This is a genomic window from Lentzea pudingi (assembly GCF_014646255.1).
Lineage (GTDB): Bacteria > Actinomycetota > Actinomycetes > Mycobacteriales > Pseudonocardiaceae > Lentzea > Lentzea pudingi.
Window position 1 is genome coordinate 482,134 of the sequence record NZ_BMNC01000006.1, and the last position, 25,660, is coordinate 507,793.

Genomic DNA, 25,660 nt, shown 5'->3' on the forward strand with positions numbered 1-25,660 from the left:
GGATACTGGCCGTCGCGGACTACCGGGACGAAGTGAGGACGATGTCGATCACACAGGAACACACTGGGACGGACACTCCGACGCCGGCCGCGGCACCGGTGGTGCGCTGGCCGGCACTGGTCGCGGTGGGCGGTGCGGTGACCGCGCTGCTGCTCGTGCTGGCTCCCCGGCACGGCTACTACCTCGACGAGCTGTACTTCCGGGTGGCCGGGCGGAACCTGGACTGGGGATACGAGGACCAGCCGCCACTCGTGGCGCTGCTGGCCGCCGTGCAGACGGCGCTCTTCGGCGACACGGTCACCGCCCTGCGCGTCGTACCCGCGGTGCTGGCCGGTGCCGGCGTGGTGGTCGCGGGTCTGATCGCGCGGGAACTGGGCGGCGCCGGAGCGGCGCAGGTGCTCGCGGCGGCCGCCGCGGGGGGTGCGATGAGCTCTCTCGCCGCGGGGCACACCCTGCACCCGACAGCCATCGACCACCTGGTGTGGCTGACCATCTGCTGGCTCGTGATCCGGCTGATCCGCACGCGGGACTCGCGGCTGTGGCTGGGGATCGGCTTGGTCGCCGGGATCGGCATGCAGTCGAAGAACCTGGTCGTGCTGCTGGTGCTGGGCCTGCTCGGCGGACTGCTGCTCACCGGTGGCCGCTCGCTGCTGCGGGACCGGTTCCTGCTGTTCGGCGTCGCGCTCGGGCTGGCGATCGCGGCGCCCGCGCTGCTGTGGCAGGCCAGTCACGGCTGGCCGCAGTTCACCGTGGCCGGGGAGCTGTCCGGCGGGCCGAGCGTGAACACCGCGATCAGCTTCGTCATCGGCCAGTTCCTGTTCGCCGGGCTGCTGCTGGCTCCGGTGTGGATCGGCGGTCTGGTGGCACTGCTGCGGCGCCCGGACTGGCGGCCGTACAAGGCGATCGGAGTGGCCTACCTGCTGATCGTCGTCCTGCTGCTGGCGCTGGGCGGATTCCCCCGCTACAACGAGGGCATGCTCGTGGCCCTGGTGGCGATCGGCGCGGTGCCGGCGGTCCGGTGGGCGCGCACCAGGGTGAAGCAGACCGTCCTGGTGGTCGCGGTGGTGGCCAACGCCGCCCTGGGCGCGATCGTGGTGCTGCCGGTGCTGCCCGTCCAGTCCTATCTGGACAACCCGGTGCTGGCGGGGCTGGGTGGCGAGGTGCAGACCGGACAGACCGGCGCCGAGGAGCTCACCGCGCAGGTGGCCGCCGTCTACGAGCGGCTGCCGGAGGCGGACAAGCCGAAGACGATCATCTACGGGCACGACTACAGCCAGGCGGGCGCGGTGGACCGGTACGGCGCCGGACTGCCCAAGGCCTACAGCGGCAACAACTCCTACGCCGGTTTCGGCGTTCCGGACGAGGACAAGACCCTCGTGATCGCGATCGGTGTCGACAAGGGCACCTTCGGCGAACTGTTCAACTCCTGCGAGGTCCGGGGCAGGCTGACCTTCGCACTGCCGAACATCAACCAGGACAAGGAGGTCCTGGTCTGCGGCGGGCCGAAGGACACCTGGGCCCGGACGTGGCCGAAGCTCCACTGGACCGGCACGTTCTGACGCCGTTCACGACGAAGGCCCTGCCACGCGGCAGGGCCTTCGTCGTTGCCGGGATCAGGCGGACACGGGCTCCTCTTCGAGAGCCTTGACCGCGGGAAAGCGGCGCAGGACGGGGCTGGCGGTGGAGGCCAGCGCCACCAGGAGCAGTCCGCCCGCGCAGACGAGAACGGCCTTGCGCCCGTCACCGAGACCGCCCAGCAGGAAGGCGCCGATCAGGGGCCCCAGTGCCGCGGCGGCACCGGAGGCGAGGGCCACGAGGCCGGAGAGGCGGCCCCGGAGCTCGTCGGGCGTGGTGGTGATCTGGTAGGTCAGCACCACGGTGTTGGCCACCGGCGCGAAGAAGGCGGCGGCACCGAGGAGCGCGCCCAGGGGCACGCCGGTGGGCACCACGGTCATCAACGCCACTGCGACGGTGAGGATCCAGCTGAAGCCGATCACCACCACCGAGGGCTTCACCGCGTCGTGCAACCATCCCGCCGCGATGGCGCCGAGGATCCCACCGGCACCGAAGCAGGCCATCATCAGGCCGATCTGGCCCGCCCCGACCCCGTCCTGCTCGGACATCGCCAGGATGATGATCAGCAACGCCGAGAACACCATGTTGGCGACGACCGCCCACGCCATGGTGGTGCGGATGACCCTGTTGCGCAGCACCCACCGCAGCCCCTCGGTGAACTGCCCCCGGAAACCGGCCGGGGGTTCGGCGACCGCGTCCCGGCCCGCGTCCGCGGTCCGGGGCAGCCGCAGGAACAGCATGGTGCCGAAGGAGATCGTCAGGATGACGGCGTCCGCCAGGAACGGGCTGATCGGGTGCAGCGCGAACAGGTAGCCCGCGACGATCGGGCCGAGCAGCATCGCGAGGAACGGCCTGGCGGCGTTGCGGGCCACGGCGGCGGACAGCTGCGACGCGGGCACGACGCTCGGCAGCGCCGCCTGCTCGGCCGGCTGGAACACCGATCCGAGCACGCCCTCCAGCACCGCCACGGCGAGCAGGTGGGCGAACGTGTAGGAGTCCAGGTACAGCGCCAGGGCCAGGCTGGAGACGGCCAGCGCGCGCAACGCCTGGCAGATCAGCATGATCTTCCTGCGGTCCCACCGGTCGGCGAGGACCCCGGCGGGAGCGGCGGCGGACATGGTGGCCACGGCCAGGACCGACGACGCCACGCCCATCTGCAGCGGGGAACCCGCCATCGAGAGGATGAGCAGCGGGAAGGCGATCAGGATGAGCTCGCTCGCGAACTCGGAGAACAGCTGCCCGCTCCACAGGATGTGGTAGTTCCTGTTCCTGGACAGCGGGACGTCCGGTGCGGCACCGTCCGACATGACTGGTTTCCCCTCTAGAGCTTGCGGGACAGGCGACCGGAGATCTGCACGTGCGTGATGCCGTCGCCGGCACCGGTGATGAAGCGGCCGGCGTAGGTCATCCGGCCGGAGGTGAGCTCCGTGGCGAGGAAGCGGCGGCCGGCGAAGCAGGTCAGCCCGGCGTAGGGCCGGCCTCCCAGTGCCAGCGCGAGGTCGCCGGTGGACGTGGTGGTCACGTCGAGCACCAGGTCACCGTTGGCGTAGCGACCGGCCGCTCCCGCCGGCGGCGGCACCGGGTCACCGGCGCCGGGCAGGGAGGAGAAGGGGTGGTCACCCACCGCCATCCCCTGGTCCGCCAACCGTTCCAGCAACGCCTGCCACAGCCGCGGTCCGGTGCCGGCGTTCGTGGTGAGCACGACCGCGTCCCCGGTGCCGGGGTCGAACCGCACGTGGGCGGAGGTGCCGTCGCCGGTGCCGTCGTGCCCCCACCAGGACCGGTGACGGGCCCAGCCGAGTCCCCAGCCGTCGGCCATGCCGAACGGTCCGATCGGCATCCCGGTCAGCTGGTCCTCGCACATCGGCCCGGACCCTCCCGTCAGCGACGCCAGATCAGCCGCGCTCAACGCGAGTCCGCCTGCGGGGTCCTCGATCGCCGGGCCGGGCGATCCGTCGAGCGCCACGGTGCTCGCTCCACTTCGGACGGTGTGCCCGGTGGCGACCGCGGCCGCCGGGGTGATGCCCAGGGGCTCCAGCACGATGGCGTTCACCGCGTCCCTCCAGGTCATCCCGGTGATCACCTCCGCGAGGTGGCCGGCCAGCACGTAACCCGCGTTGGAGTAGGAGAACTGGCCGCCCGGCGGGAACGGCGCCTCGTGCGAGCGCGCCGCCCAGCGGGCCCGGCTGAGGGTCTCGTCCTGTTCGCGCAGGGTGGCGGGCAGTCCGGCGGTGTGGCTGAGCAGCTGCCGCGCCGTCCGGTCGCGGTGAACCGGGCCCAGGTGCTCCTCCAGTGAGGCGTCCAGGTCCAGCTCACCGTCCTCGACCAGGGCCATCACCAGCATCGCGGTGACCGGCTTGGTGATCGAGCCCAGCGGGAACGCCGAGTCCTCGGTCACCGGGTCGCCGCCGAGGCGGAGCACCCCGGCGGCGGACACCGTCGTCTCGCCGCCGCGCCGGACCACCAGCTGGGCGCCCGGGACCTGGTGCCGCTCCAGGAGTTCGCCGAGCATCAGGCATCACCGACGATCTCGCGCAGCACCCGGAGCGCGTCGTCGGCGACGGCCTGCACGGTCTCGCGGCGATGGGTGTTCGCCGCGTAGTGCCAATGCAGCCTCAACCGTCCACCGTGGATCGCACTGACCACCTCGAGCAGGTGCGGCAACCGTTCCTCCGGCGCGTGGTCGAGACCGATCGGTTCGGCGACACCGGCGATCAGCGACCCGGTGCCCGTTCCGGAGCGGCCGTCGACCTGGCCGTGGTGGTTGAACACCACCTCGGCCCGCTCCCCGCGCGGCCCGTCCGGCGTCAGGTACCGCAGAGCGCCGTAGCCCAGGCCGTTGCCGGGAACCCGGCGCAGCTGTCCGCGCACGTGCCGGACGAGTGCCGCGTGGTCCGCCGTCCCGGGCACGGTCAGCGCCACCGGGAACTTGCCGGTGAACCAGCCGACGGTCGCCGACAGGTCGACCTCGTCGAACACGTCCTCCCGGCCGTGCCGTTCCAGGTCGACCAGCACCTCGCGGGCACCGGTCCAGCGGGAGAGCGAGGAAGCGACGGCGGACAACAGGATCGCGTCCACGCTGCTGCGCAACCGGCCGGTCACCTTCCTCGTCAGCCGCTCGGTCTCGGCTTCGGTCAGCTCGGTGGAGATGACCGCGGCGGCGCCCGCCGACGGTGGCACCTCCTCGTCCACCGGCAGTGGTACCGGCGCCGGCAGCGCGCCCCAGTACTCGCGTTCACCGTCGAGGCCGCCCGCGAGAGCGTGCTCACGCAGGCGGGTGGCCCAGGTGCGGTACGGGCTGCTGGGCGCCGGAAGCTCCGCTCCCTCGTAGCTCAAGGAGAGTTCCTCCAGGAGCACCTGCCACGACACCGCGTCGATCACGAGGTGGTGGGCGGTGAGGAACAACAACGGTCGCTCGCGACGGAAGTAGAGCGCGGTGAGCAGCGGCCCCTCCGCCAGGTCGAAGCTCTGCTCCGCGCGCACCGCGTGCTCGTGCATGACCGCGCGCAGCTCCTCCTCGGGCACCTCGCCGAGGTCGTGCACCTCGAGCCGGCTGCGCACGGCGTCCGGGCGGTACCTCTGCGCCCAGCCCTCGCCGGTCCGTTCGAAGCGCAGAGCCAGGGCGTCGTGCCGGACGGTCACCGTGTCCAGCGCGGACCACAGCCGCTCCGGGTCCACTGTGGAGTGCAGCTCGAGCAGTGTGGACTGGGTGAAGTGCTCCGGCCGCAACGGGTGCGTGGCGAAGAACTCGTGCTGGATGGGCGTGAGCGGCACGTCGACCGGTCCGGTGTCCGCCGGCGCGGCCTCCTCGCCGGGCGCCCGCACGACCGTGGCCAGCTCGGCGATCGTCTGGTGCAGGAACAGATCCTTGGTGGTGACCCGCAGTCCTGCCCGCCTGGCCCTGGAGGCCAGCTGGATGCTGAGGATGGAGTCACCGCCGAGGGCGAAGAAGTTGTCCCGCACCCCGACGTGGTCCGGGTCGACCTGCAGCACACCGGCCCAGAGCTCGGCGAGCAACGCCTCCAGCGCGGTGCTCGGCGCGACCCGGCCGGTGGTGCCGGCGGCGGCGCCGAGGTCCGGAGCGGGAAGCGCCCGCCTGTTCACCTTGCCGTTCGGCAACAGGGGCACGTCCGTCATCGGCACGAACACCGACGGGACGAGGTGCGCGGGCAGTCGCTCGGACAGGGAAGCGCGCAACCGTTGTCCGTCGACCGCCGGCTGGACGTGGGCCACCAAGCGGTCCTCGTGCACGACGACCACAGCGCGGTGCACGTCGGGATGCTGCTGCAGCACGGCCTCGATCTCGCCCGGCTCGACGCGGAAACCCCGGAACTTCACCTGGTCGTCGGTGCGGCTCAGGTGGTCGAGCTGCCCGTCCGCGGTCCACCGCACCCGGTCGCCGGTGCGGTACATCCGCTCACCCGGTTCACCGAACGGCGAGGCCACGAACCGATCCGCGGTGAGCGCCGGCCTGCCGTGGTAACCGCGAGCCAGCTGGACCCCGGCGATGTACAGCTCACCGGGCACTCCGGGCGCGACCGGGCGCAAGTGGGTGTCCAGGACGTACAACCGGCTGCCGGGCAACGGCGGTCCGATGAGGACCCGGTCCGCCCCGTGCTCGGTGGCCGCGTGTGCGACCCCGATGGCGGCCTCGGTGGGGCCGTACTCGTTGTGCAGCGGCACACCGAGCACGTCGATCACCCGGTCCCGCAGGTCCGCGGGCAAGGGCTCGCCGCCGGCGAACACGTGCCGCAGGGTGGTGTGGCCGTGGGACTCCTCGACGAAGGCGCGCAGCATGGTGGGGACGAACTGGACGGTGGTGATCCGCTCCTGCCGGACCACCTCCGCCAGGTACTCCGGATCCTTGTCCCCTCCGGGTGCGGCGAGCACCAGCACGCCGCCGGCGACGAGGGGCTGGAAGAACTCCCACACCGAGGCGTCGAAGCTGGCGGAGGTCTTCTGCAACACCCGGTCGCTCCGGCCGAACCCGTAGTGCCGCTGCGCCCAGGCCAGCCGGTGCGCGATGGCCCGGTGGGTCACCATCACGCCCTTGGGACGGCCGGTGGAGCCGGAGGTGTAGATGACGTAGGCGAGGTTGTCCGGCCTCACCTCCGGCAGCTCCACCCGCGCCGGTGCGTGCTCCTCGTCGAGAGCCACGACGGTGCGGCCGGCGAACCTGCCCCTCTGGTCGGAGGTGGTCAGCACCAGCGCCGCGCCCGAGTCGGCGACCATGTGAGCGAGTCGCTCCTCCGGGTAGTCCGGGTCGAGAGGCAGGTAGGCGGCCCCGGCGTACAGGGCGGCCAGCAGGCCGACGACCAGGCCGGGCCCCCGCTGGGCGCACACGCCGACGACGGCGTCCGGTCCCGCACCGAGCGCCACCAGGCCGGTGGCGAGAGCGGTGGCGCGGCGGTGCAGTTCACGGTGGCTCAGCTCGCCGCCGTCCCACCGCAACGCCGGGGTGTCCGAAGTGGACTGAGCGGCCAGCAGACCGGTGAGCGTGCCGTCGGCGACGACCGGTGCGGCCGCCGTCCACTCGCGCAGCACCAGGTGCTCCGTCCGCTCCGGTAGCACCGGACGGGTGCGCAGTGGCCGCTCCGGGCCGGCCACCGCCTGCTGGAACACGACGGTGAGCTCGGCCAGCAGCCCCTCCGCGGTGGCCGGGTCGAACAGGGCCGTGCTGTAGCCGAGACCGCCGAGGAGCCCGCCGTCGCGTTCGATGAAGTCGAACATCAGGTCGTGCCCGACCTCGTCGGCCACGAAGGTCAGTTCCTCCGCCCGCAGCCCGGGAAGGGTGACAGGGCCGCCCGGCGCGTTCTGCAGCACCACCATGGCCTCCACCACCGGGGTGCGGCTGAGGTCGCGCTCGGCGCCGGTGGCGTCCACCAGCAGCTCGAACGGCAGCTCGGCGGAGAAGGCCTCCAGCACGGTGGCCCGCACCCGGCCCAGGTGTTCGGCGAACGATCCCCGTTCGTCCACTGTGGACCGCAACGGCACGGTGTTCACGAAGAAGCCGACCACGTCCTCGACCTCGGACCGGTCCCGGCCGGAGGTGGCGGTGCCGACGGTCACCACGTCCTGGGCAGCCCTCCTGGCGAGCAGGAGCTGCACTCCGGCGACCAGCACCATGAACAGCGTGGCGTCGTGGGCTCGGGCCAGGTCCTTGAGCCCCGCCAGCAGATCGCCCGGCAGGTCGAGCCTCGCCATCGCCCCCGCCGAGGAACGCACGGCCGGTCGTGGCCGGTCGGTGGGCAGGTCCAGGGGCTCCTGACCGGCCAGCCGCGCCCGCCAGACCTCCAGCCGGCGGTCCAGTTCGGCACCGGCGAGCTCGCGCTGCTGCCAGGCCGCGTAGTCGGCGTACTGCAGGCCGCGTGGTTCGTCGTCGGGCACCTCGCCGCGGACGGCGGCGGCGTAGAACTCGGCGAGCTGGGAGGTGAGCAGGCCCATGGACCAGCCGTCGGTGGCGATGTGGTGCATCACCAGGGAAACGACGTGGTCAGCGGCGCCCAGCCCGGCCACCAGGACCCTCAGCAGCGGACCGGTGCGCAGGTCGAAGGGCTCGGACGCGGCCAGCCGCATCACCTCGTCGAGTCGCCGCCGCTGCTGCACCGCGTCCAGTTCGGACAGGTCCAGCAGCGTGAACGGCAGATCCGCCGACGGCAGGGGAACCTGGAAGGCCACGCCGTCGTCGACGCCGAAGACGGTGCGCAGGGATTCGTTGCGGCGCACGAGTCCGGCCAGCGCCCGGCGCAACGCGGCGACGTCGAGGTCGCCGGTCAGCCGCAGGGCCAGCACGGTGTTGTACTCCGCGCTGTCCGGTGCGAAGTCGTGCAGGAACCACAGCCGTCGCTGCGTGTGCGACAACGGCAGCGGGCGTGAGCGGTCGGCCCGGGTGATCGGCACATGGGCGCCGACCGCGTCCACTGTGGACACAGCAGCGGCGAACGCGCCCGCCGTCGGTGCGTCGAACAGCAGTCTCGGCGAGAGCGCGACGCCGAGCCGGGTGCGGATCCGGGAGATCACCCGGATGCCCAGGACCGAGTCGCCGCCCAGGTCGAAGAAGTCGTCGAGCATGCCCACCCTGTGCACGCCCAGCACCTCCCGCCAGATGCCGGCGATCACGTGCTCGGTGGCGGTACCCGGTTCCACGTAGGGCTTTCCGGTGTCCACCGGGGTCTCGGGGTGGGGCAGGGACCGGCGGTCGACCGTGCCGCTGGGGGTGTGCGGAAGTTCGTCGAGGACCACGAACGCGGTGGGCACCGAGGGCCCCGGCAGGCTGTCCGCGAGGAAGGCGCGCAGCTCGGCGGGTTCCGGCACCCCGGCGGCCGCGGGCACCAGGTAACCGACGAGCCGAGCGGTCCCCGCCGCGTCCGGCCTGACCGCCGCGGCGGCCCGTTCGACGCCGGGGTGGCGGCGCAGCGCGGTCTCGACCTCGCCCAGTTCCACCCGGAAGCCCCTGACCTTGACCTGGTCGTCGGCACGGCCGAGGTACTCCAGGTTGCCGTCGGCACGCCTGCGCACCAGGTCGCCCGTGCGGTACATGCGGCCGCCGGGCACGAACGGGTCGTCGAGGAAGCGCTCCGCGGTGAGCTCCGGCCGGTTCAGGTAGCCGCGGGAGACCCCGCCGCCGCCGATGTAGCACTCACCGGTGATCCCGGCCGGCACCGGCCGGCGCCGGGCGTCCAGGACGTAGATCCGGGTGTTCGCCATCGGCTGTCCCACCGGGACGAACGCGGACTCGCCGAGCGGGTCCGTGCCGAGCTGGAACGTGGTGGAGTCCACGGTGGTCTCGGTGGAGCCGTAGCAGTTGACGATCGCGGTGTCCGGGTGCAGCCCGGCGGAGACCTCGACGGCGCTGTCGACGTGCCAGCCCTCCGAGCCGACCATGAGGACCCGCAGCGACTCGGGCCGGGTGCCGCGCCAGCCGAACTCGGCCACGATCGCCCTCGCGAGCGAGGGCACGGTGATCATGAGCTGGGCCTGGCAGTCCAGGATCAGCCCGGCCAGTGCCGCCGGGTCATCCACCTGGTCGTCCGCGCAGATCACCATGCGGCCGCCGTGCAGGCACGCCAGCACGAAGTCCGAGATGAACAGGTCGACGGACAGGCTGGACACCGACAACACCGTCGGTGCCAGCTCGCGGATGCCGTACCGGTGGTCCCAGGACTCGATCATGTGGTGCAGGTGCCGGTGTTCGACCATGACACCCTTGGGGCGGCCGGTGGTACCCGAGGTGTAGATGACGTACGCGAGGTCGTCGGCCGCGATGTCCTGCCGCGGCACGGTGTCCTGGTAGGCGTCGAGGTCCGCCTCGGAGAGGTCGATCTCCCCCTCGTGGCCGCGCGCCCGCTCGGTGACCACCGCGGCGAGCCCGGCATCTTCGATCATCACGCGCAGGCGTTCCGCGGGGTAGGACGGGTCGAGGGGCACGAACGCCGCCCCCGCCTTGAGCACCGCGAGCAGCGCCACCACCGCGTGCACGCTCCGTCCGACGGACACGCCCACCAGGTCGCCGCGCCGGACTCCCCGGGAGAGCAGGAGGTTCGCCACCCGCCCCGACCGGCGGTCCAGCTCCGCGTAGCTGAGCTCCTCGGCCTGGTCGCTGACCGCGGGGAGGTCCGGGTGCAGTGCGGCGCGTGCGCTGAACCGGGTGTGGACCAGTTCGGGCGCCGGGAACTCGGCGTCGGTGTCGTTCCAGCGGACCAGGACGTGGGCGGTCTCCTCCTCGGTGAGCAGCGGCAGGTCGTCGACCGCGCTGCCGGGGTTCTCGGCGATGCCCCGCAGCACCGTGCCCAGGTGCCCGGCGATGCGTTCCGCGGTGGCCCGGTCGAACAGGGCCGGGTCGTAGCCGATGGACAGGTGCAGTTCGCGGTCGGCGTAGGCGGTCACGGTGAGCGCGTAGTTGGTGTGCTCCTCTCCGAGGTACGTGCCGGTGCTCAGGCCGAACCGGGCTGCGGCCTCGCTGTCGTACGGGTAGTTCTCGAACACCACCAGGCTGTCGAACAGGTCGGTGCCACCGGGCACGTCGCTGCAGCGCTGGATGCGGTTGAGCGCGACGTGCTCGTACTGCCGGGACTCGACCTGGTCGCGCTGCAGGTCCCGCAGCCAGTCGACGACCTCGGCGCGGTCGTCCAGCCGGACGCGCACGGGCACGGTGTTGATGAACGGGCCGATGATCGACTCCACTCCCGGCAGGTCACCGGGGCGTCCGGCGACGGTGGCCCCGAAGCAGACCTCCCGCTCCCCCGCGTACCTGGCCAGCAGCAACGCCCACGCACCCTGGACGAGGGTGTTCACCGTGACCCGGGCCTGCCGGGCGGTGTCGTAGACGAGCTGGGAGTCCCCGGCGGACAGGCTGAGCCGCGTGTCCTGCGTGGTGCGGGAGCCGTGGACCCTGACCGGCGACCGGTCGTACGGCAGCGGGGTGGGCACGGCGAACCCGGACATCACGCGGCGCCAGTACTTCTCCGCCTCCTCCTGGTCCTGGCCCGAAAGCCAGGCGATGTGGTCGCGGTACGGCCTCCGCCTGACCCTGGCGTCCGGCGTGCTGTGGCCGGTGCTGATGGCGTACTCGGTGAACACGTCGGAGAGCACGGCGGCGAAGCTCCAGCCGTCCACCATCATGTGGTGCACCGACCAGTAGAGCTGCACGGTGTCGTCGGTGAGCCGAACTATGTCAACCTGCAGGAGCGGCGCGGTGCCGAGGTCGACCTCGCCCGCGCGGCGTTCGTTCCAGCGGCGGTCCAGTTCCTCGTCCCTGTCCGCCGGGCCGAGGGCGCGCAGATCGGTGAGCCCGATCGGCAGGACGGCCGAGGCGTGCACCAGCTGCACGGGCTCCGCCACGTCCTGCCAGTGCACCGAGGTGCGCAACACCGGTGTCCGGTCGACGACCCGTTGCCAGGCTGCCGCCAGCGCGTCCACATCGGACACTCCCGCGAGCCGGAGCCCGAAGTGGCCGGTGTACATGTCGCGTCCGGTGCCGGCGAGCGAGTGGAAGAGCATGCCCGCCTGCGCAGGGCTCAGCGGGTAGACGTCCTCGATCCCCGAGGTCGCGAGGAGGTCCACCGCGGACTGGTCCAGATTCGCCAACGGAAAGTCCGACGGCGTGCGCCCGCGGGACTCCGGCAACGCGCAGTGCGCGATGATCTCCTTCAGCGCCTCGGCGAACCGGTCGGCGAGCTTCCGGATCGTCGCCTCGTCGTGGAGGTGGCTCGAGTAGGTGAAGTGCAGGTCCAGCCTGCCTTCGGAGACGACGCTGTTGATCTCGACGAGCTGCGGCCGAACCTGGCCGGGGGCGCGTTCGGCGCCCTCGACGGGCAGCCGCGTGCCGAAGAGCCGTGAGTTCCCGGTGCCGGCGTGCATCTGGCCCAGGTAGTTGAAGCTCACCTCCGGTGCCTGTTCCGCGGTGATGGCGTCGCCGAGGTAGCGCAGCGCGCCGTACCCGATGCCGCCGCCGGGAACCGCCCGCAGCTGTTCCTTCACGGACTTCAGCACCGCGCCCCAGTCACCGTCCGGAATGGACAGTGAGACGGGGTACAGGGTCGTGAACCAGCCGACGGTGGCGGACAGGTCGGCGCCGGGGAAGATCTCCTCCCTGCCGTGGCCCTCCAGGGCGATCTCGGCCACCCGGCCACCGGTCCACTCGACGAGCGCGGTGCCGAGCGCGCTGAGCAGCACGTCGTTGACCTGCGTGCGGTACGCCCCGGGGACATCGCGCAGCAGAGCACCGGTCTCCGCCTCGTCCAGGCGGACGAGGACGGTGGCCGCACCGGACACGGTGTTGTCACCCTCGCGGTCCACCGGGAGCCGGACGGTCCGCCCGGCCGCCCGCCAGTGCTCGAGTTCCCCGTCCAGGGCACCGGTGTGCACCAGTTCGGCGAGGGCCGCGGCGTACTCGGCGAACGAGGTCGTGCGGGGGCCGAGGTCGATCGGCGTGCCGGCGAGGGCCTGCTGGTAGGCGACGTCCAGGTCGCCGAGCAGCACCCGCCACGACACGCCGTCGACGACCAGGTGGTGAACGGCCAGGTACAGCAGCGGCGGCCGGTTCGCGCCGAGCAGGAACTCCCGGCTGCGCACCAGCGGACCGCTCTCCAGCGGGAACCCTTGTTGTGCCCGCTCGACCTCCGCCGCGACCCGCCGGTCCGGATCAGCCACGGCGGACAGGTCGACCACGTGGTGCGCGGCCTGGGCGAGCAGGGCGGGGTCGGCGTCCGCGGGGATCTCCAGGCGCCAGTTCTCGTCGTGCACCGCGCGGGCGCGCAGCATGTCGTGCCGGGCGAACACGGCGGACAGCGCGGTCAGCCAGGCTCGCTGGTCCAGCTCCTCGGGCAGTTCGACGAGCACGGACTGGTTGAACCGGTCCACGCTCTCGGCGAGCTCGGCGAAGAACCAGTGCTGGATGGGCAGCTGGGTGATCTCGCCGACGACCTCCCGCACCGGTGCCTGGACGGTGGTGACCGGCACGGCGACGGCGGCCAGTTCGGCGATGCTCTGGTGCAGGAAGGTCTGCTTGGCGGTGATCGTCCAGCCCGCGTCCCTAGCGCGGGCCACGACCTGCAGGCCGAGGATGGAGTCGCCGCCGAGTTCGAAGAAGTTGTCGTGGACACCGGCTTCGCGCAGACCGAGCAGCTCGGCCCAGATCGCGGCCAGGACCTGTTCGGCGGGTGTGGTGGCGGCGGTCGGCTCGACGTCCCGCACGGCCACCGGTTCGGGCAGCGCCGCGCGGTCGACCTTGCCGTTCTGGTTGAGCGGCAAGGCTTCGAGGACCAGGAACAGCGCGGGCACCATGTGCTCGGGAACGTGCCGCCGGACGTGGTCCCTCAACTCCGCCGCGCCGAGGTCACCGACCACGTAGGCCACCAGGCGCGGCGAACCCTGGGCGTCCGGGCGGACCACCACCGCGGCTCCGCGGACCCCGGGGTGGCCGTGGAGGACGTTCTCGACCTCGCCGGGCTCGATCCGGTAGCCGCGGATCTTCACCTGGTCGTCGGTGCGGCCGAGGAACTCGAGCTCGCCACCGGCCGACCAGCGGGCCCGGTCACCGCTGCGGTACATCCGGGTCCCGGGGGCGCCGTACGGGTCGGCGACGAACCGTTGCGCGGTGAGCGCGTGCCTGCCGAGGTAACCGCGGGCCAGTGCGGGGCCGGACAGGTACACCTCGCCGGCGACCCCGGCGGGCACCGGGCGCAGGGCGGCGTCCAGCACCCGCACGGAGGTACCGGGCAACGGGCGCCCGATGGGGACCACCGGGCCGTCCGACAGCGGTTCGCTCATCGCGGCGCACACGGTGGCCTCGGTCGGGCCGTACGCGTTGATCATGCGACGGCCGGCCGCCCACACCGGCACGAGCGCGGGCGGACAGGCCTCACCGGCCACGACCAGCGTGGTCACGGTCGGCAACGCGGCCGGGTCCAGCACGCGCAACGCCGTCGGCGGCAACGTCACGTGGGTGATCCGGTGCCGGGCGACCAGACCGGTCAGCGCCTCACCCGGCACCAGGTCCTGGGCGTCCGCGACCACCAGCGCGGCACCGGTGAACAGGGCCATGCCCAGCTCGGAGAACGCGGCGTCGAAGCTCAGCGACGCGAACTGCAGCACCTTCGAGTCCCGCCGCACCGCGAACCGCGCGGCCTGGCCGCGGACCAGGCCGTGCACACCGGCGTGCGTGACGACCACGCCCTTGGGGCGCCCGGTGGAACCGGAGGTGTAGATCAGGTAGGCCGGGTGGTCCGGTCGCAGTTCCTCGTTGCGCACCGGGGCACCCGACAGCTTGCCGAGGGTGCCGATGATCTCGGGGGCACCGAAGGAGATCAGCCGCACCCCCTGCAGGACCTTGCCCATGCCGCCGCCGGCGATGGCGAGCACCGGCCGGGCGTCGCGCACCATGTACTCGAGGCGGTCCTGCGGGTATGCCGGGTCCAGGGGCAGGTAGGCGGCACCGCTGCGCAGCACGGCGAGCACCGCGACGACCTGGTTCACCGAGCGGGGCAGTGCGACCGCGACGACCTGTTCGGGTCCGGCGCCGTGCATCATCAGCAGCCGGGCGACGCGGTTGACCCTGGCGTCCAGTTCCGCGTAGGTCAGGGTGGTGCCGCCGCACTCCAGGGCAGTCGCGAGCGGTGTCTCGGCCACACGGGCGGCGAACAGGTCACCGGCGGTGACCGGGTCCGCCGCGGCACCGGCGACGGGCCACTGCTCGGTCATCCGGACCAGCTCGTCGGCGTCCAGGACGGGCAGGTCGGCGATCCGGGTGTCCGGGGCGGCCGCGATCGCGGACAGCAGGTTCCCCAGGTGCCGGGCCATCCGGCGGGCGGTGGCGAGGTCGAACAGGCCGGAGTTGAAGGTGAGGAACCCGGCCAGGCCCTGTCCGTCCGGGAAGAAGTCGAGGGCCAGGTCCGAACTGGCCGACAGCAGCGGCGGGGTGAGCTCCTCGACGCGCAGCCCCGGCAGTTCCCACTCCCCCGCCGGAGCGTTCTGCAGGTTCACGACGACATCGGTCAGCGGCGACCGGCTCGGATCGCGCTCCACGGCCAGCACGTCGAGGAGCCGCTGGAACGGCAGCTCGTCGTGGGCGAAGGCGTCCAGCACGGTGGAACGGACCTCGCGCAGCAGGTCGGTGAACGAGCGCTGCTCGGTGATGCGGGAGCGCAGGACCACGGTGTTGACGAAGAAGCCGACGAGCCGCTCGGTCTCCACCCGGTTGCGGCCGGACCTGGCGGTGCCGACCGCCACGTCCCCGGCACCGCTGTACCGCGCCACCAGCACCTGGACCGCGGCCACCAGGACCATGAAGAGGCTGGCCCGGTGCCCGGCGGCCAGCTCGCCGAGGCGCTGCACCGTCGCGGCGTCCACGGTGAACCGGTGGGCGTCTCCCGCGGACGTGCGGACCGGCGGCCGCGGCCGGTCGGCCGGCAGGTCCACCGGCCGCAGCCCGGCCAGTTGCCCCGCCCAGTACTCCTCGTCGGCGGCGAACGAGCGGGTGCGTTGCCAGGCAGCGACATCCGCGTACTGCACCGCCGGTGCCGGCACCTCCTGCCCGGCGTACGCGGCGGTCAGCTCGTCCGCGATCACGCCCATGGACCAGCCGTCGGTGAGGATGTGGTGCATGGCCAGCACCAGCACGTGGTCCACTGTGGACAACGCGATCAGCCGGACGCGGAAGGGAGCTGCCGCACGCAGGTCGAACGGGGTTCGCGCCTCTGCCTCGAGGAGCTCGCCCAGGGCGTCCTCCTGGTTCTGGCCCGGCCGGGGACGGCAGGCCACGACCGGCAGTTCGGCCTCGGTGGCGGGGCCGACGAGCTGGACCCCCTGGCCGTCCACCGCGCCGAACCGGGTGCGCAGCGGCTCGTGCCGGGCCACCAGGCCGGTGAGCGCGTGGCGCAGCGCCACCTCGTCGAGGTCGCCGTGCAACCGCAGCACCCGCAGGGAGGTGAACTCCACGCTGTCCGGATCGACCTCGTGGAGGTACCAGAGCCGTTGCTGCGCGGGCGAAAGCGGGAGCGGCCGGTCACGCGGGACCAGCGGGACGTCGTCGGAGGCGCGCGGCTGCGGCGCCTGACCGGCCAGCCGGCGCCGCAGCTCTTCCTGGACGTGGGCGGGCAGCGCGGCGATTCGCTTCGCGCGGGATGTCGAGGTGTCCACAACTCTCTCCATGTCAGTGGACCCCGAGCTCGGCTTCCAGACCGGCGAGGACCTTGTCCTGCACCAGTTCCGAAAGCGCGTCGATGGTCGGGGCGTCGAAGAACTCGCGAGGTGACATCTCGATGTCGAAGGCCAGCCGGACCCTGGAGGTCAGCTTCAGCACGGAGATCGAGTCACCGCCGAGCTCGAAGAAGCTGTCCTGGACGCCGACCTTCTCCAGGCCGAGGACCTCGGCGTAGATGGCGGTCAGCGACTCCTGGGTCGGGTCGGTGGGCGGCAGGTACCCGGCGGCGACCGCGTCGGCGCGGCCCGGCTCGGGCAGGGCCCTGCGGTCGATCTTGCCGGTCGGCCCCAGCGGCAGGGTCTCGAGCACCACGACCTGTGCCGGGACCATGAAGTCCGGCAGCTCCGCCGCCAGCACCTCCCGGAGGTTCGCCGTGATCGTCCGGCCGGCCGCGGACACGTAGCCGACGAGCCGCCTGCGGTCCCCGTCGCCGGTCGCGACGACCGCGGCCTCGGCGACCTCGGGGTGCCGCAGCAGCGCGTTCTCCACCTCGGCCAGCTCCACCCGGTAACCGCGGATCTTGACCTGGTCGTCCACGCGCCCGGCGAAGTCCAGCCAGCCGGGTTCGCTCCAGCGCACGAGGTCGCCGGTGCGGTACAGCCGGGATCCCGGGGGCCCGAAGGGGTTGGCCACGAACCTCTCCGCGGTCAGCTCGGGCCGGTCCACGTAGCCGCGGCCGAGCCCGGCGCCACCGATGTACAGCTCGCCGGTCATCCCCGGCGGCACCGGCGACAGGTCGGCGTCCAGCACGTACAGCTCGGCGTTCGGCACCGGTGGCCCCAGCGGGACGGCGCGGTAGGGGGCGTCCGGCCTGGCCTGGAACAGGGTGACCGCCAGCGCGGTCTCGCTGGGGCCGTAGATGTTGACCAGGCGCATCCGCCGCGACCACGCGTCGGCCAGGTCCCTGGGCAGGACGTCGCCGCCGACGCCCACCGCCGCGAGGTCCGGGAACGTGGCCGGGTCGAGCAGCGGCAGCACCGCGGGCGGCAGCGTCAGCGCGGTGATCCTTCTGTCGCGCAGCTGCGCCGGCAGGTCGTCCACCTGACCCTGACCGTCCACTGTGGCCATGACGAGGGTCGCGCCGGAGGCGAGCGTCATGAAGACGTCCCAGACCCCGCCGTCGAAGCTCATCGTGTAGAACTGCAGCTTCCGGCTGCCCGGCTTCAGGTCGTAGTGCTCGATGCCGGACAGGATGACGTTCACCAGGGACCGGTGTTCGATCATCACGCCCTTGGGCCGGCCGGTGGAGCCGGACGTGTAGACCACGTAGGCCAGGTCGCGGGAGCTGCTGCCGGGCACGCGCGGCGCGGTCCTGCCCCTCCTGGCGACCTCGGCGGCGATCCGTTCCACGGCGATCACCTCACCGGCACCGCCCGCGAACGAGTCCAGCAGCCGTTCCTGGGTCAGCAAGACCGGTGGCCTGGTCTCCGCCAGCATGTGGGCGAGCCGCGCGGCCGGGAACCTCGGGTCCAGCGGCACGTACCCGGCGCCGGCCTTGAGCACCGCGAGGATCGCGACGACGAGCTCGAGGTTCCGGTCCAGCGCGATGCCCACGAGGGTGTCGCGCCGGACACCGCGGGAGACGAGGTAGCGGGCCAGCCGGTTGGCGCGGAGGTCCAGTTCCCCGTAGGTGAGCGTCTGGTCGCCGTCCTCGACCGCGACGGCCGACGGGTCCCGGCGGACCCGCTCGGCGATCAGCTCGTCCATCCGGCGGTCCACCGAGTACGCGGACTCCGTGGCCGTCCACTCGTGCACGGTCCGCCGGTACTCGTCGGGACTGATCATCCGCAGGTCGCGCACGGAGGTGACGTGCGGCCCGGAGATCTCGGTCAGCAGCCTGCCGAACCGGGCGGCCAGCTCCCGCGCCGTGTCCGCGGTGAACAGCGCCGGGTCGTACCGCAACGACAGGCGCAGCCCGTCGCCGGGGTAGACGACCAGGGCGAGCGGGTAGCCGGAGATCTCGGTGGACGTCACCTCGAGGAGCTCGAGCCCGTTGGCGGCGGCCGCGTCGTGGTCGATCGGGTAGTTCTCGAACACGACGATGCTCTCGAACAGCGCCGTACCGGCCGGGACGGCGGTGCACTCCTGGGTCTGCGCCGACGAGATCCAGTCGTACTCCCTGGCCGCGACCTGGGAGCGCTGCAGCTCGGACAACCAGTCGGAGAGGGCGAGGTCACCCCGCACCCGCACGCGGACCGGCAGGGTGTTGATCATCGGGCCGACGATCCTGTCGGCGTCCAGCAGGTCGGTGGGACGGCCCGAGACGGTGGCGCCGAAGACGACGTCGCGCTCCCCGCTGTACCGCGAGAGCAGCAACGCCCACGCACCCTGGACCAGGGTGTTGAGGGTGAGCCGGTGCTCCCGGGCCCACGCGGCCGCACCGCCTGCGTCCACGTCCACCTCGACGGTGGCGGTGGAGGCGGTGCGATGCCCGCCGGACGGCGCGATGTCGTAGGGCAGCGCGGTGGGCGCGGTCAGCCCGGCCAGCTCCGCCGTCCAGAACTCCCGCGCGGCCTGCTCGTCGCGGCCACGCAGCCAGCGCACGTAGTCGGCGAACGGGCGGCGCGGCGCGGGCCTCGTGCTCCGTCCCGCGGCGAGGGCGGCGTACCGGACGAACACCTCGCCCAGCACCTGGTACGCGCTGGTGCCGTCCATCAACAGGTGGTGCACCGTCCACAACAGACGGACACGGCCCTCGGCGAGCCGGATCAGGGTGACCCTGGTGGCCGGGGCGGCGGTGAGGTCCAGGCCCGCGGCCCGGTCGGCGGCACGCAGGGCGGTGAGCTCCCGTTCCCGCTCGTCCTCGGGAAGGCCCCGCCAGTCGAGGTGGGTGATCGGGACCTCGACCTGCCGGTGCACCAGCTGCACGGGTCCTTCGAGGCCCTCCCAGACGATCCGGCTGCGCAGCACGGTGGCGTTGTGCGCGGCGTCCTGCCAGGCGGCGGCGAACAGCTCCGGCCGGGTGACCCCGTCCAGCACCGCCTCGAACTGCCCCAGGTACACACCGGAACCGGTGTCCATCAGGGAGTCGAAGAGGATGCCGTTCTGCGCCGGCGTCAGCTGGTAGATGTCGGCGACGTCGCGGCCGTCGCCCACCAGCCGGTCCACAGTGGACTGCCTCAGCGGCGCCAGCGGGAAGTCCGACGGCGTGCGGCCACCGGCGAGCGGGGTCCGGCAGTGCTCGACGATCTCCCGCAGCCCGGCCAGGAACGACTCGGCGAAGGCGGTCACCTCGGCGGCGGTGTGGCTTCCCTCCGAGTAGCCCAGGCTGAACGACAGCTCGTCGTCCGCGACAGCGCCGACCACCTCGATCTCGTGCAACCGCCGGTCCCCGCCCGCCTGGACCACGTCGACCGGGGACAGCCGCCGGACCAGGGCGTGGCCGCCCGCACCCGCGTCCCACTGACCGAGGTAGTTGAACGCCAGGCGTGGCCGCACGTCCGGCACCCGCGGAGCTGTTCCCAGGTAGCGGAGGGCACCGTGCCCGACGCCACGCCGCGGAACGGCCCGCAGCTGCTCCTTCACCGACTTGACGCGGTCGGCGAGCGCGGGCGCGGAGGCGTCGAGCTCCACCGGGTAGTAGCTGGTGAACCAGCCGACGGTGCGACTCAGGCTCACGCCGTCGAACAGATCCTCCTCGCGGCCGTGCCCCTCCAGGGCGATCAGCGCGCGGTCCTCGCCCGTCCAGGCGGTGAAGGCGGTGCTCAGCGCCGTGAGCAGCACGTCGTTGATCTCGGTGCGGTAGACGGCCGGCACGTCGTAGAGCAACGCGTCGGTGGCGCCGGCGTCCAGCGTGACCGTGACGGTCCGGTTCGACGCCACCGTCGACTCCACAGTGGACGAACCACCGGAGATCGCGGACCAGTGACCGATCTCGTCGTCGAAGACGCCGTCCACGGCGGCCTCGCGCAGCCGCCGGGACCACTCGGCGAACCCCGTGGTCCGCACGCCCAGCGAGATCGGCTGGCCCGCTTTCGCCTGCTGGTAGCCGCGTTCCAGGTCCTCGACGAGGATCCGCCACGACAGGCCGTCGACGACCAGGTGGTGGGCGACCAGCAGCAGCCGATCGCCCGAGCCGAGCAGCGCGGCCTGGAACAGCGGCCCGGCGGCCAGGTCCGTGGCGGCGCTGAGCCGTGCCGCGGCCTCCCCCGCCTCCTCCGCGAGGACCGGCAGCTCGCCGGGTGCGTCCCCGGCGGCGGACAGCGACTGCACGCGACGGCCCGCCTGGCCGGTGACGCGCAGCCGCAACGCCTCGTGGTGGTCGACGAGTGCGTGGACCGCGGCTGCCAGCGCGCGGGCGTCCACGTCCGGCACCAGGTCGGCGACGACGTACTGGCTGAAGTCCGCGGGCACGGTGAACCGGTCGAACAGCAGCTCCTGCACCGGGCTCAGCGGCGCGGGGCCGTCGTGGACCGGGACGTCCACAGTGGACGTTTCCGCCTGGACGTGACGGCCGAGCTCGGCGATGGTCTGCCAGCGGAACAGGTCCCTGGACCGCAGCACGAGCCCCGCCCGGCGAGCACTGGCCGCCACCTGCAGCGCGACGATCGAGTCACCGCCGAGGGTGAAGAAGTTGTCGTGCACGCCGACGCGCTCGACGCCGGTGACCTCGGACCAGATCTCGGCGAGTGCCGTCTCCACCGGGCCGCTGGGGGCGACGTGACCGGCTTCGCCGCGCTGGTCCACGAGGTCGGGCAGGGCCTTGACGTCCACCTTGTCCCGCGCGGTGAGCGGGAAGGCGTCGAGCACCGCGATCGCCGAGGGCACCATGTAGTCCGGCAGCACCCGGCCGAGGGCGGCGGTCAGGCTCGCCGGCTCGGGACGGGCACCCCCGGCGGCGGTCACGTAGCCGAGGAGGCGTTTGCGGCCGGCGTCGTCCTCGCGCACGATCACGACGGCCGTGTTCACCTCGGGCTGGTCGAGCAGGACGGCCTCGATCTCGCCGAGCTCGACGCGGTAGCCGCGGATCTTCACCTGGTCGTCGATCCGGCCGAGGATCTCCAGGTCCCCGTTGGCGAGCCGCCGCACCAGGTCGCCCGTGCGGTACAACCGTCCACCCGGGACGGTGCCGAGGTGGTCCGCGACGAACCGTTCCGCGGTGAGGTCGGGCCGGTTCAGGTAACCGCGGGCCAGGCCGGCGCCGCCCAGGTACAGCTCACCGGGCGCCCCGGCGGGCAGCGGCCGGCCCCACTCGTCGAGCACGTACCCGGTGATGTTCCGCACCGGTGCGCCGATGGACGGCCGGCCGGTGTGCTCCGGCCTCAGCTCCGCGCCGGTGGCCAGCACGGTGGACTCGGTCGGCCCGTAGTGGTTGATCACCCGGACGCGGCTGCCCTCGCGCGGCCGGGTGCGCACCATGTCCGCGCCGGTGATGATCACGCGCGGCGGACTCGGCTGGTCGTCCAGCTCGCGCAGCACGCCCTCGAGACGGCCCGCCACCACGACCGACAGGGTCACCCGCTGACAGGACATCCAGGCCGCCAGGTCGCGCGGGTCGTCGAGCACGTCCGCGGGGGCGACCGCGACCCCGGCGCCCGCCATCAGGTTGCACCAGACCTCCAGCGCGACCGCGTCGAACGCCGTGGTGCCGATCTGCGAGCCCCGGTCCGCGCTGGTGACCTCGTAGGCCTCGCGGTACCAGGTGATCAGGTTGACCAGGTTCCGGTGCTCGACCATGACGCCCTTGGGACGGCCGGTCGACCCGGAGGTGTAGACGACGTACGCGAGGCTCCCCGCGTGCGCCGCCGTGACCGGTGCGGTGGCGGGCAGTCCGGCGAGGACGTCGCCGAGCTCGTCGAGGCACACCAGCGCGGCGGTGACCTCCGGCAGGCGGCCGGCCAGGGACCGCTGGGTGACCACGACCGGGGCGCGGGTGTCCGCGACGACGAAACCCAGCCGGTCAGCCGGGTTGCTCGGGTCGATGGCGGCGTAAGGCGAGCCGGCCTTCATCGCGGCGAGCGCGCCGAACACGAAGTCCGGGCCGCGTTCCACGCAGACCACCACCGGCACGTCCGCACCCACCCCGAGGGTGAGCAGGTGGTGCGCCAGCCGGTTGGTGTGCTCGTCCAGCTCCCGGTAGGTCCAGCTCCGCTCGCCGGAGGTCAGCGCGACCACGTCCGGGGTCCGCGCCGCCACCTGCCGGAAGAGGTCGTGCGCGGTCAGCGCGGCGGGCGTCCCGGAGGCGGTGTCGTTCCACCGCCGCAACAGCAGGTCCCACTCCCGGTCGCCGTGCAGGGGCAACTCGCGGAGGGCCAGTTCCGGACCGTCCACCATGGACTCCAGCAGCACGGTCAGGTGGCCCGCGAGCCGTTCGACGGTCTGTTCGTCGAAGAGGTCGGTGTTGTACTGGACCTCCGCGTCCAGCTCCCCGTCGCGTTCGGTGAAGTCGAAGGCGATGTCGAACATCACGGCGAGCAGCGGCACCGGCAGCCGTTCCACGGTGAGGCCGGCGAGAGCGGGGAGCCGGAAGCGGGTGTTCTGCAGGACCACCATCGCCTGGACCAGCGGGGAGGTGGTGGCGTCGCGCTCGCCGGCGAGACGGTCGACGAGCTGGTCGAAGGGCACCTGCTGGTGGGTGAAGGCGGACAGCACCGTCTCGCGCACGCCGTCCAGGTCCGCGGCGACGGACAGCAGCGGATCAATCGGCGCCCGCAGCGCCACGGTGTTGACGAAGTTGCCGATGAGCTCCTCGGTGGCGGCGTGCTCCCGGCCTGACACCGCCGCCCCGAGCGCGAAGTCCCGCTGGCCCGAGTAGCGCGACAGCAGCAACCGGACTGCGGCGACCAGGACCACGAACAGCGTCGCGTCCCTGTCGGCGGCCAGATCGCCCAGACGCGCGGTGAGGCCGGCGGGCAACGTCCAGCGGTGCGCCGCACCCGCTGTCGTGCGGACCGCCGGGCGCGGCCGGTCGGTGGGCAGCCGCAGCTCGGGCAGGCCGTCGAGCTGGTCCGCCCAGTAGGCGTGCTCACCGGCGAGCGCTTCCGGTGTGCGGGTGCGGCGGTCCCAGGCGGCGTAGTCGGCGAAGCGGACCTCCGGCGCCGTGGGACGCACCGGCGCACCACCGGCCGCCGCGTCGTAGAACGCGGAGAGCTCCTCGGTCAGCAGCCCGAGGGACCAGCCGTCCACGGCGATGTGGTGGGCGTTGACGAGCAGCACGTGCTCGCCGGCGTCCTGCGTGATCAGCAGGAACCGGATCAGCGGGCCGGTGCGCAGGTCGAACGGGGTGCGCAGGCCGGTGTCCAACACCTCGTCCAGGCAATCGGTGGCGGCACCGGTGAGGTCCACCGTCGTCACGTCCACAGTGGACACAGGAAGGACCACCTGGACCGGTTCGCCCCCGCTGTCGTCGAAGACCGTGCGCAACGGCTCGTGCCGGGTCACCAGCGCGGTGGCGGCGGCCCGCAGCGCCGCGAGGTCGAGGTCGCCCTCCAGCCGGAAGGCGAGGGGAACGCTGAACTCCAGCGAGTCCGGGTTCAGCTGCTGCTGCAACCAGAACCGGCGCTGCGCGGTGGACAGCGGGAGCCGGTCACCCGCGCCGGCGGTGATCAGGTCCGTCTCGGTCGCGGTGACCCCGCCGAGCAGCAGGGCGAGCTCGGCGACGGTGCGGTGGTCGAAGATCGTGCGCGCCTGCAGCCTGGTGCCGAACCGGTCGTGGATCTCCCGCGCCAGTCGCATCGCGCTGAGCGAGTGCCCGCCCAGGCGGAAGAAGTCGTCGTCGGCGCCGATGACCGGTTCCCCGACCACCTCGCTGAAGATCGCGGCCAGCTCCTGTTCGACCGCACCCGAGGGGGCCCGGTACCCCGCGGTGAGACGGTCCTGCCTGCCGGGGTCCGGCAGGGCGTTGCGGTCGAGCTTCCCGCTCATCGTCAGCGGCAACGCGTCGAGCAGGACGTAGGCGACGGGCACCATGTGCTCCGGAAGCCGTTGCGCGAGAACGGCTCGCACGGTCGTGCGGCTGACTTCGGGTCCTGCCACGAGATACGCGATCAGCTGCTGGTCGCGGGCGATGACGGCGGCGTCCGCCACTCCGCCGATCTCCCGCAGGGCCAGCTCGACCTCCTGCACCTCCACCCGGAAACCGCGGATCTTCACCTGGTGGTCGACCCGGCCCAGGTAGTCGATCCTGCCGTCGGGCAGCACCCGCGCGAGGTCACCCGTGCGGTAGATCCGTTCTCCCCCGGCACCGAACGGCGACGCGACGAACCGTTCCGCGGTGAGGTCGGGGCGGCGGTGGTAGCCACGAGCCAGCTGAGCGCCGCCGAGGTACAGCTCGCCGACCTCGCCGGCCGGCACCTCGCGCAGCCGTTCGTCGAGGACGTGGGTCGTGATGTCGGTGACCGCGACGCCGATCGGCACGGTGGGTTCCCCGGCGACGGTGTCCGCGTAGGTCACGTGGATCGTGCCCTCGGTGGGGCCGTACAGGTCGTGCAGCCCGATGTCGAAGATCTCGAAGAACTGGTCGCGGACGCTGGTGGGCAGCGCCTCACCGCTCGTGAACACCGCCCGCAGGGTGCCGCAGCCCGCCACGTCGGGGTGGGCGAGGAACGCGGTCAGCATGGACGCCACGAAGTGCGCGACGGTGATGCCGCGGTCCTGCACGAGCCGCACCAGGTAGTCGGTGTCGCGGTGGCCACCCGGCTTGGCCAGCACCAGGGTGGCGCCGCCGAACAACGGCCAGAAGATCTCCCACACGGAGACGTCGAAGCTCATCGGGGTCTTCTGCAGGACGCGGTCCCCCGGGCGGATCGGGTACTGGTCCTGGGTCCAGATCATGTTGCGCAGCACCGCGTCCCGGGAGACCTGCACACCCTTGGGCGTTCCGGTCGAGCCCGAGGTGTAGATCGTGTAGGCCAGGTTCTCGTGGTGCGTCCCCACCGTCGTGAACGGCGTGCCTTCCTGCGCCCCCAGCTCGATCACGCGGGCGCCGGTGTCCGGCAACCGGTGCAGCAGGTGCGGCTGGGCCAGGACGATCGGGGCGGCGGTGTCGGCGACCAGGAAGGAGATCCGGTGCGCGGGGTAGTCCGGGTCCAGTGGCACGTAGGCGGCACCGGCCTTGAACACGCCGAGCAGCGCCACGATCATCTCCGGGCTGCGGTCGGCGAAGACACCGACGACGACCTCCGGCCCGGCGCCGTGCGCGGCCAGCTGGGCCGCCAGGTGGGACGCGCGGGCGTCGAGCTGCGCGTAGGTCAGCGATCCCGTCTCGGACTCCACCGCGATCGCGTCCGGCGACCGCCGCACCTGCCGCGCGAATGCGTCGTACAGACCACGCGCATGTTGCTGAACCACCGCAGAACCCCCTTGTGTGGCGCAGAAGAAGTGCGCCGAGAACAGCGAATCGCGTTCCGACGCAATACTTCAGTGCGGGGGGCCGTCAGGGCCACA

Annotated in this window: 5 protein-coding genes; 1 reads left to right on the forward strand and 4 read right to left on the reverse strand. The window is 72.5% G+C overall.

What is annotated here, in order from left to right:
* Positions 1-41: 41 nt before the first annotated feature.
* Positions 42-1,559, forward strand: a complete 1,518-nt coding sequence (locus tag IEY88_RS24235) for an ArnT family glycosyltransferase (protein WP_189157090.1) — start codon at positions 42-44, stop codon at positions 1,557-1,559.
* Positions 1,560-1,613: 54 nt separating this feature from the next.
* On the opposite strand, the gene IEY88_RS24240 is transcribed toward IEY88_RS24235, so the two are convergent.
* Genes IEY88_RS24240 through IEY88_RS24255 form a run of 4 tightly spaced genes read right to left on the reverse strand, consistent with a single transcriptional unit; the run spans position 1,614 to position 25,564 of the window.
* Complete coding sequence (locus IEY88_RS24240; protein ID WP_189157091.1) at positions 1,614-2,882, reverse strand: MFS transporter; 1,269 nt, start codon at positions 2,880-2,882, stop codon at positions 1,614-1,616.
* Between the two features lie 14 nt (positions 2,883-2,896).
* Entirely contained in the window at positions 2,897-4,087 is a 1,191-nt protein-coding gene (locus IEY88_RS24245; RefSeq protein WP_189157092.1) for a serine hydrolase domain-containing protein, read from the reverse strand.
* Positions 4,087-16,212 carry a non-ribosomal peptide synthetase gene (locus IEY88_RS24250; protein ID WP_189157093.1) on the reverse strand — a complete coding sequence of 4,042 codons (12,126 nt, stop codon included), beginning with the start codon at positions 16,210-16,212 and terminating at the stop codon, positions 4,087-4,089. Before IEY88_RS24250 ends, IEY88_RS24245 begins: the two co-directional genes overlap by 1 nt.
* A gap of 13 nt (positions 16,213-16,225) precedes the next feature.
* Positions 16,226-25,564 carry a non-ribosomal peptide synthetase gene (locus IEY88_RS24255; protein ID WP_189157094.1) on the reverse strand — a complete coding sequence of 3,113 codons (9,339 nt, stop codon included), beginning with the start codon at positions 25,562-25,564 and terminating at the stop codon, positions 16,226-16,228.
* Positions 25,565-25,660: the final 96 nt, after the last annotated feature.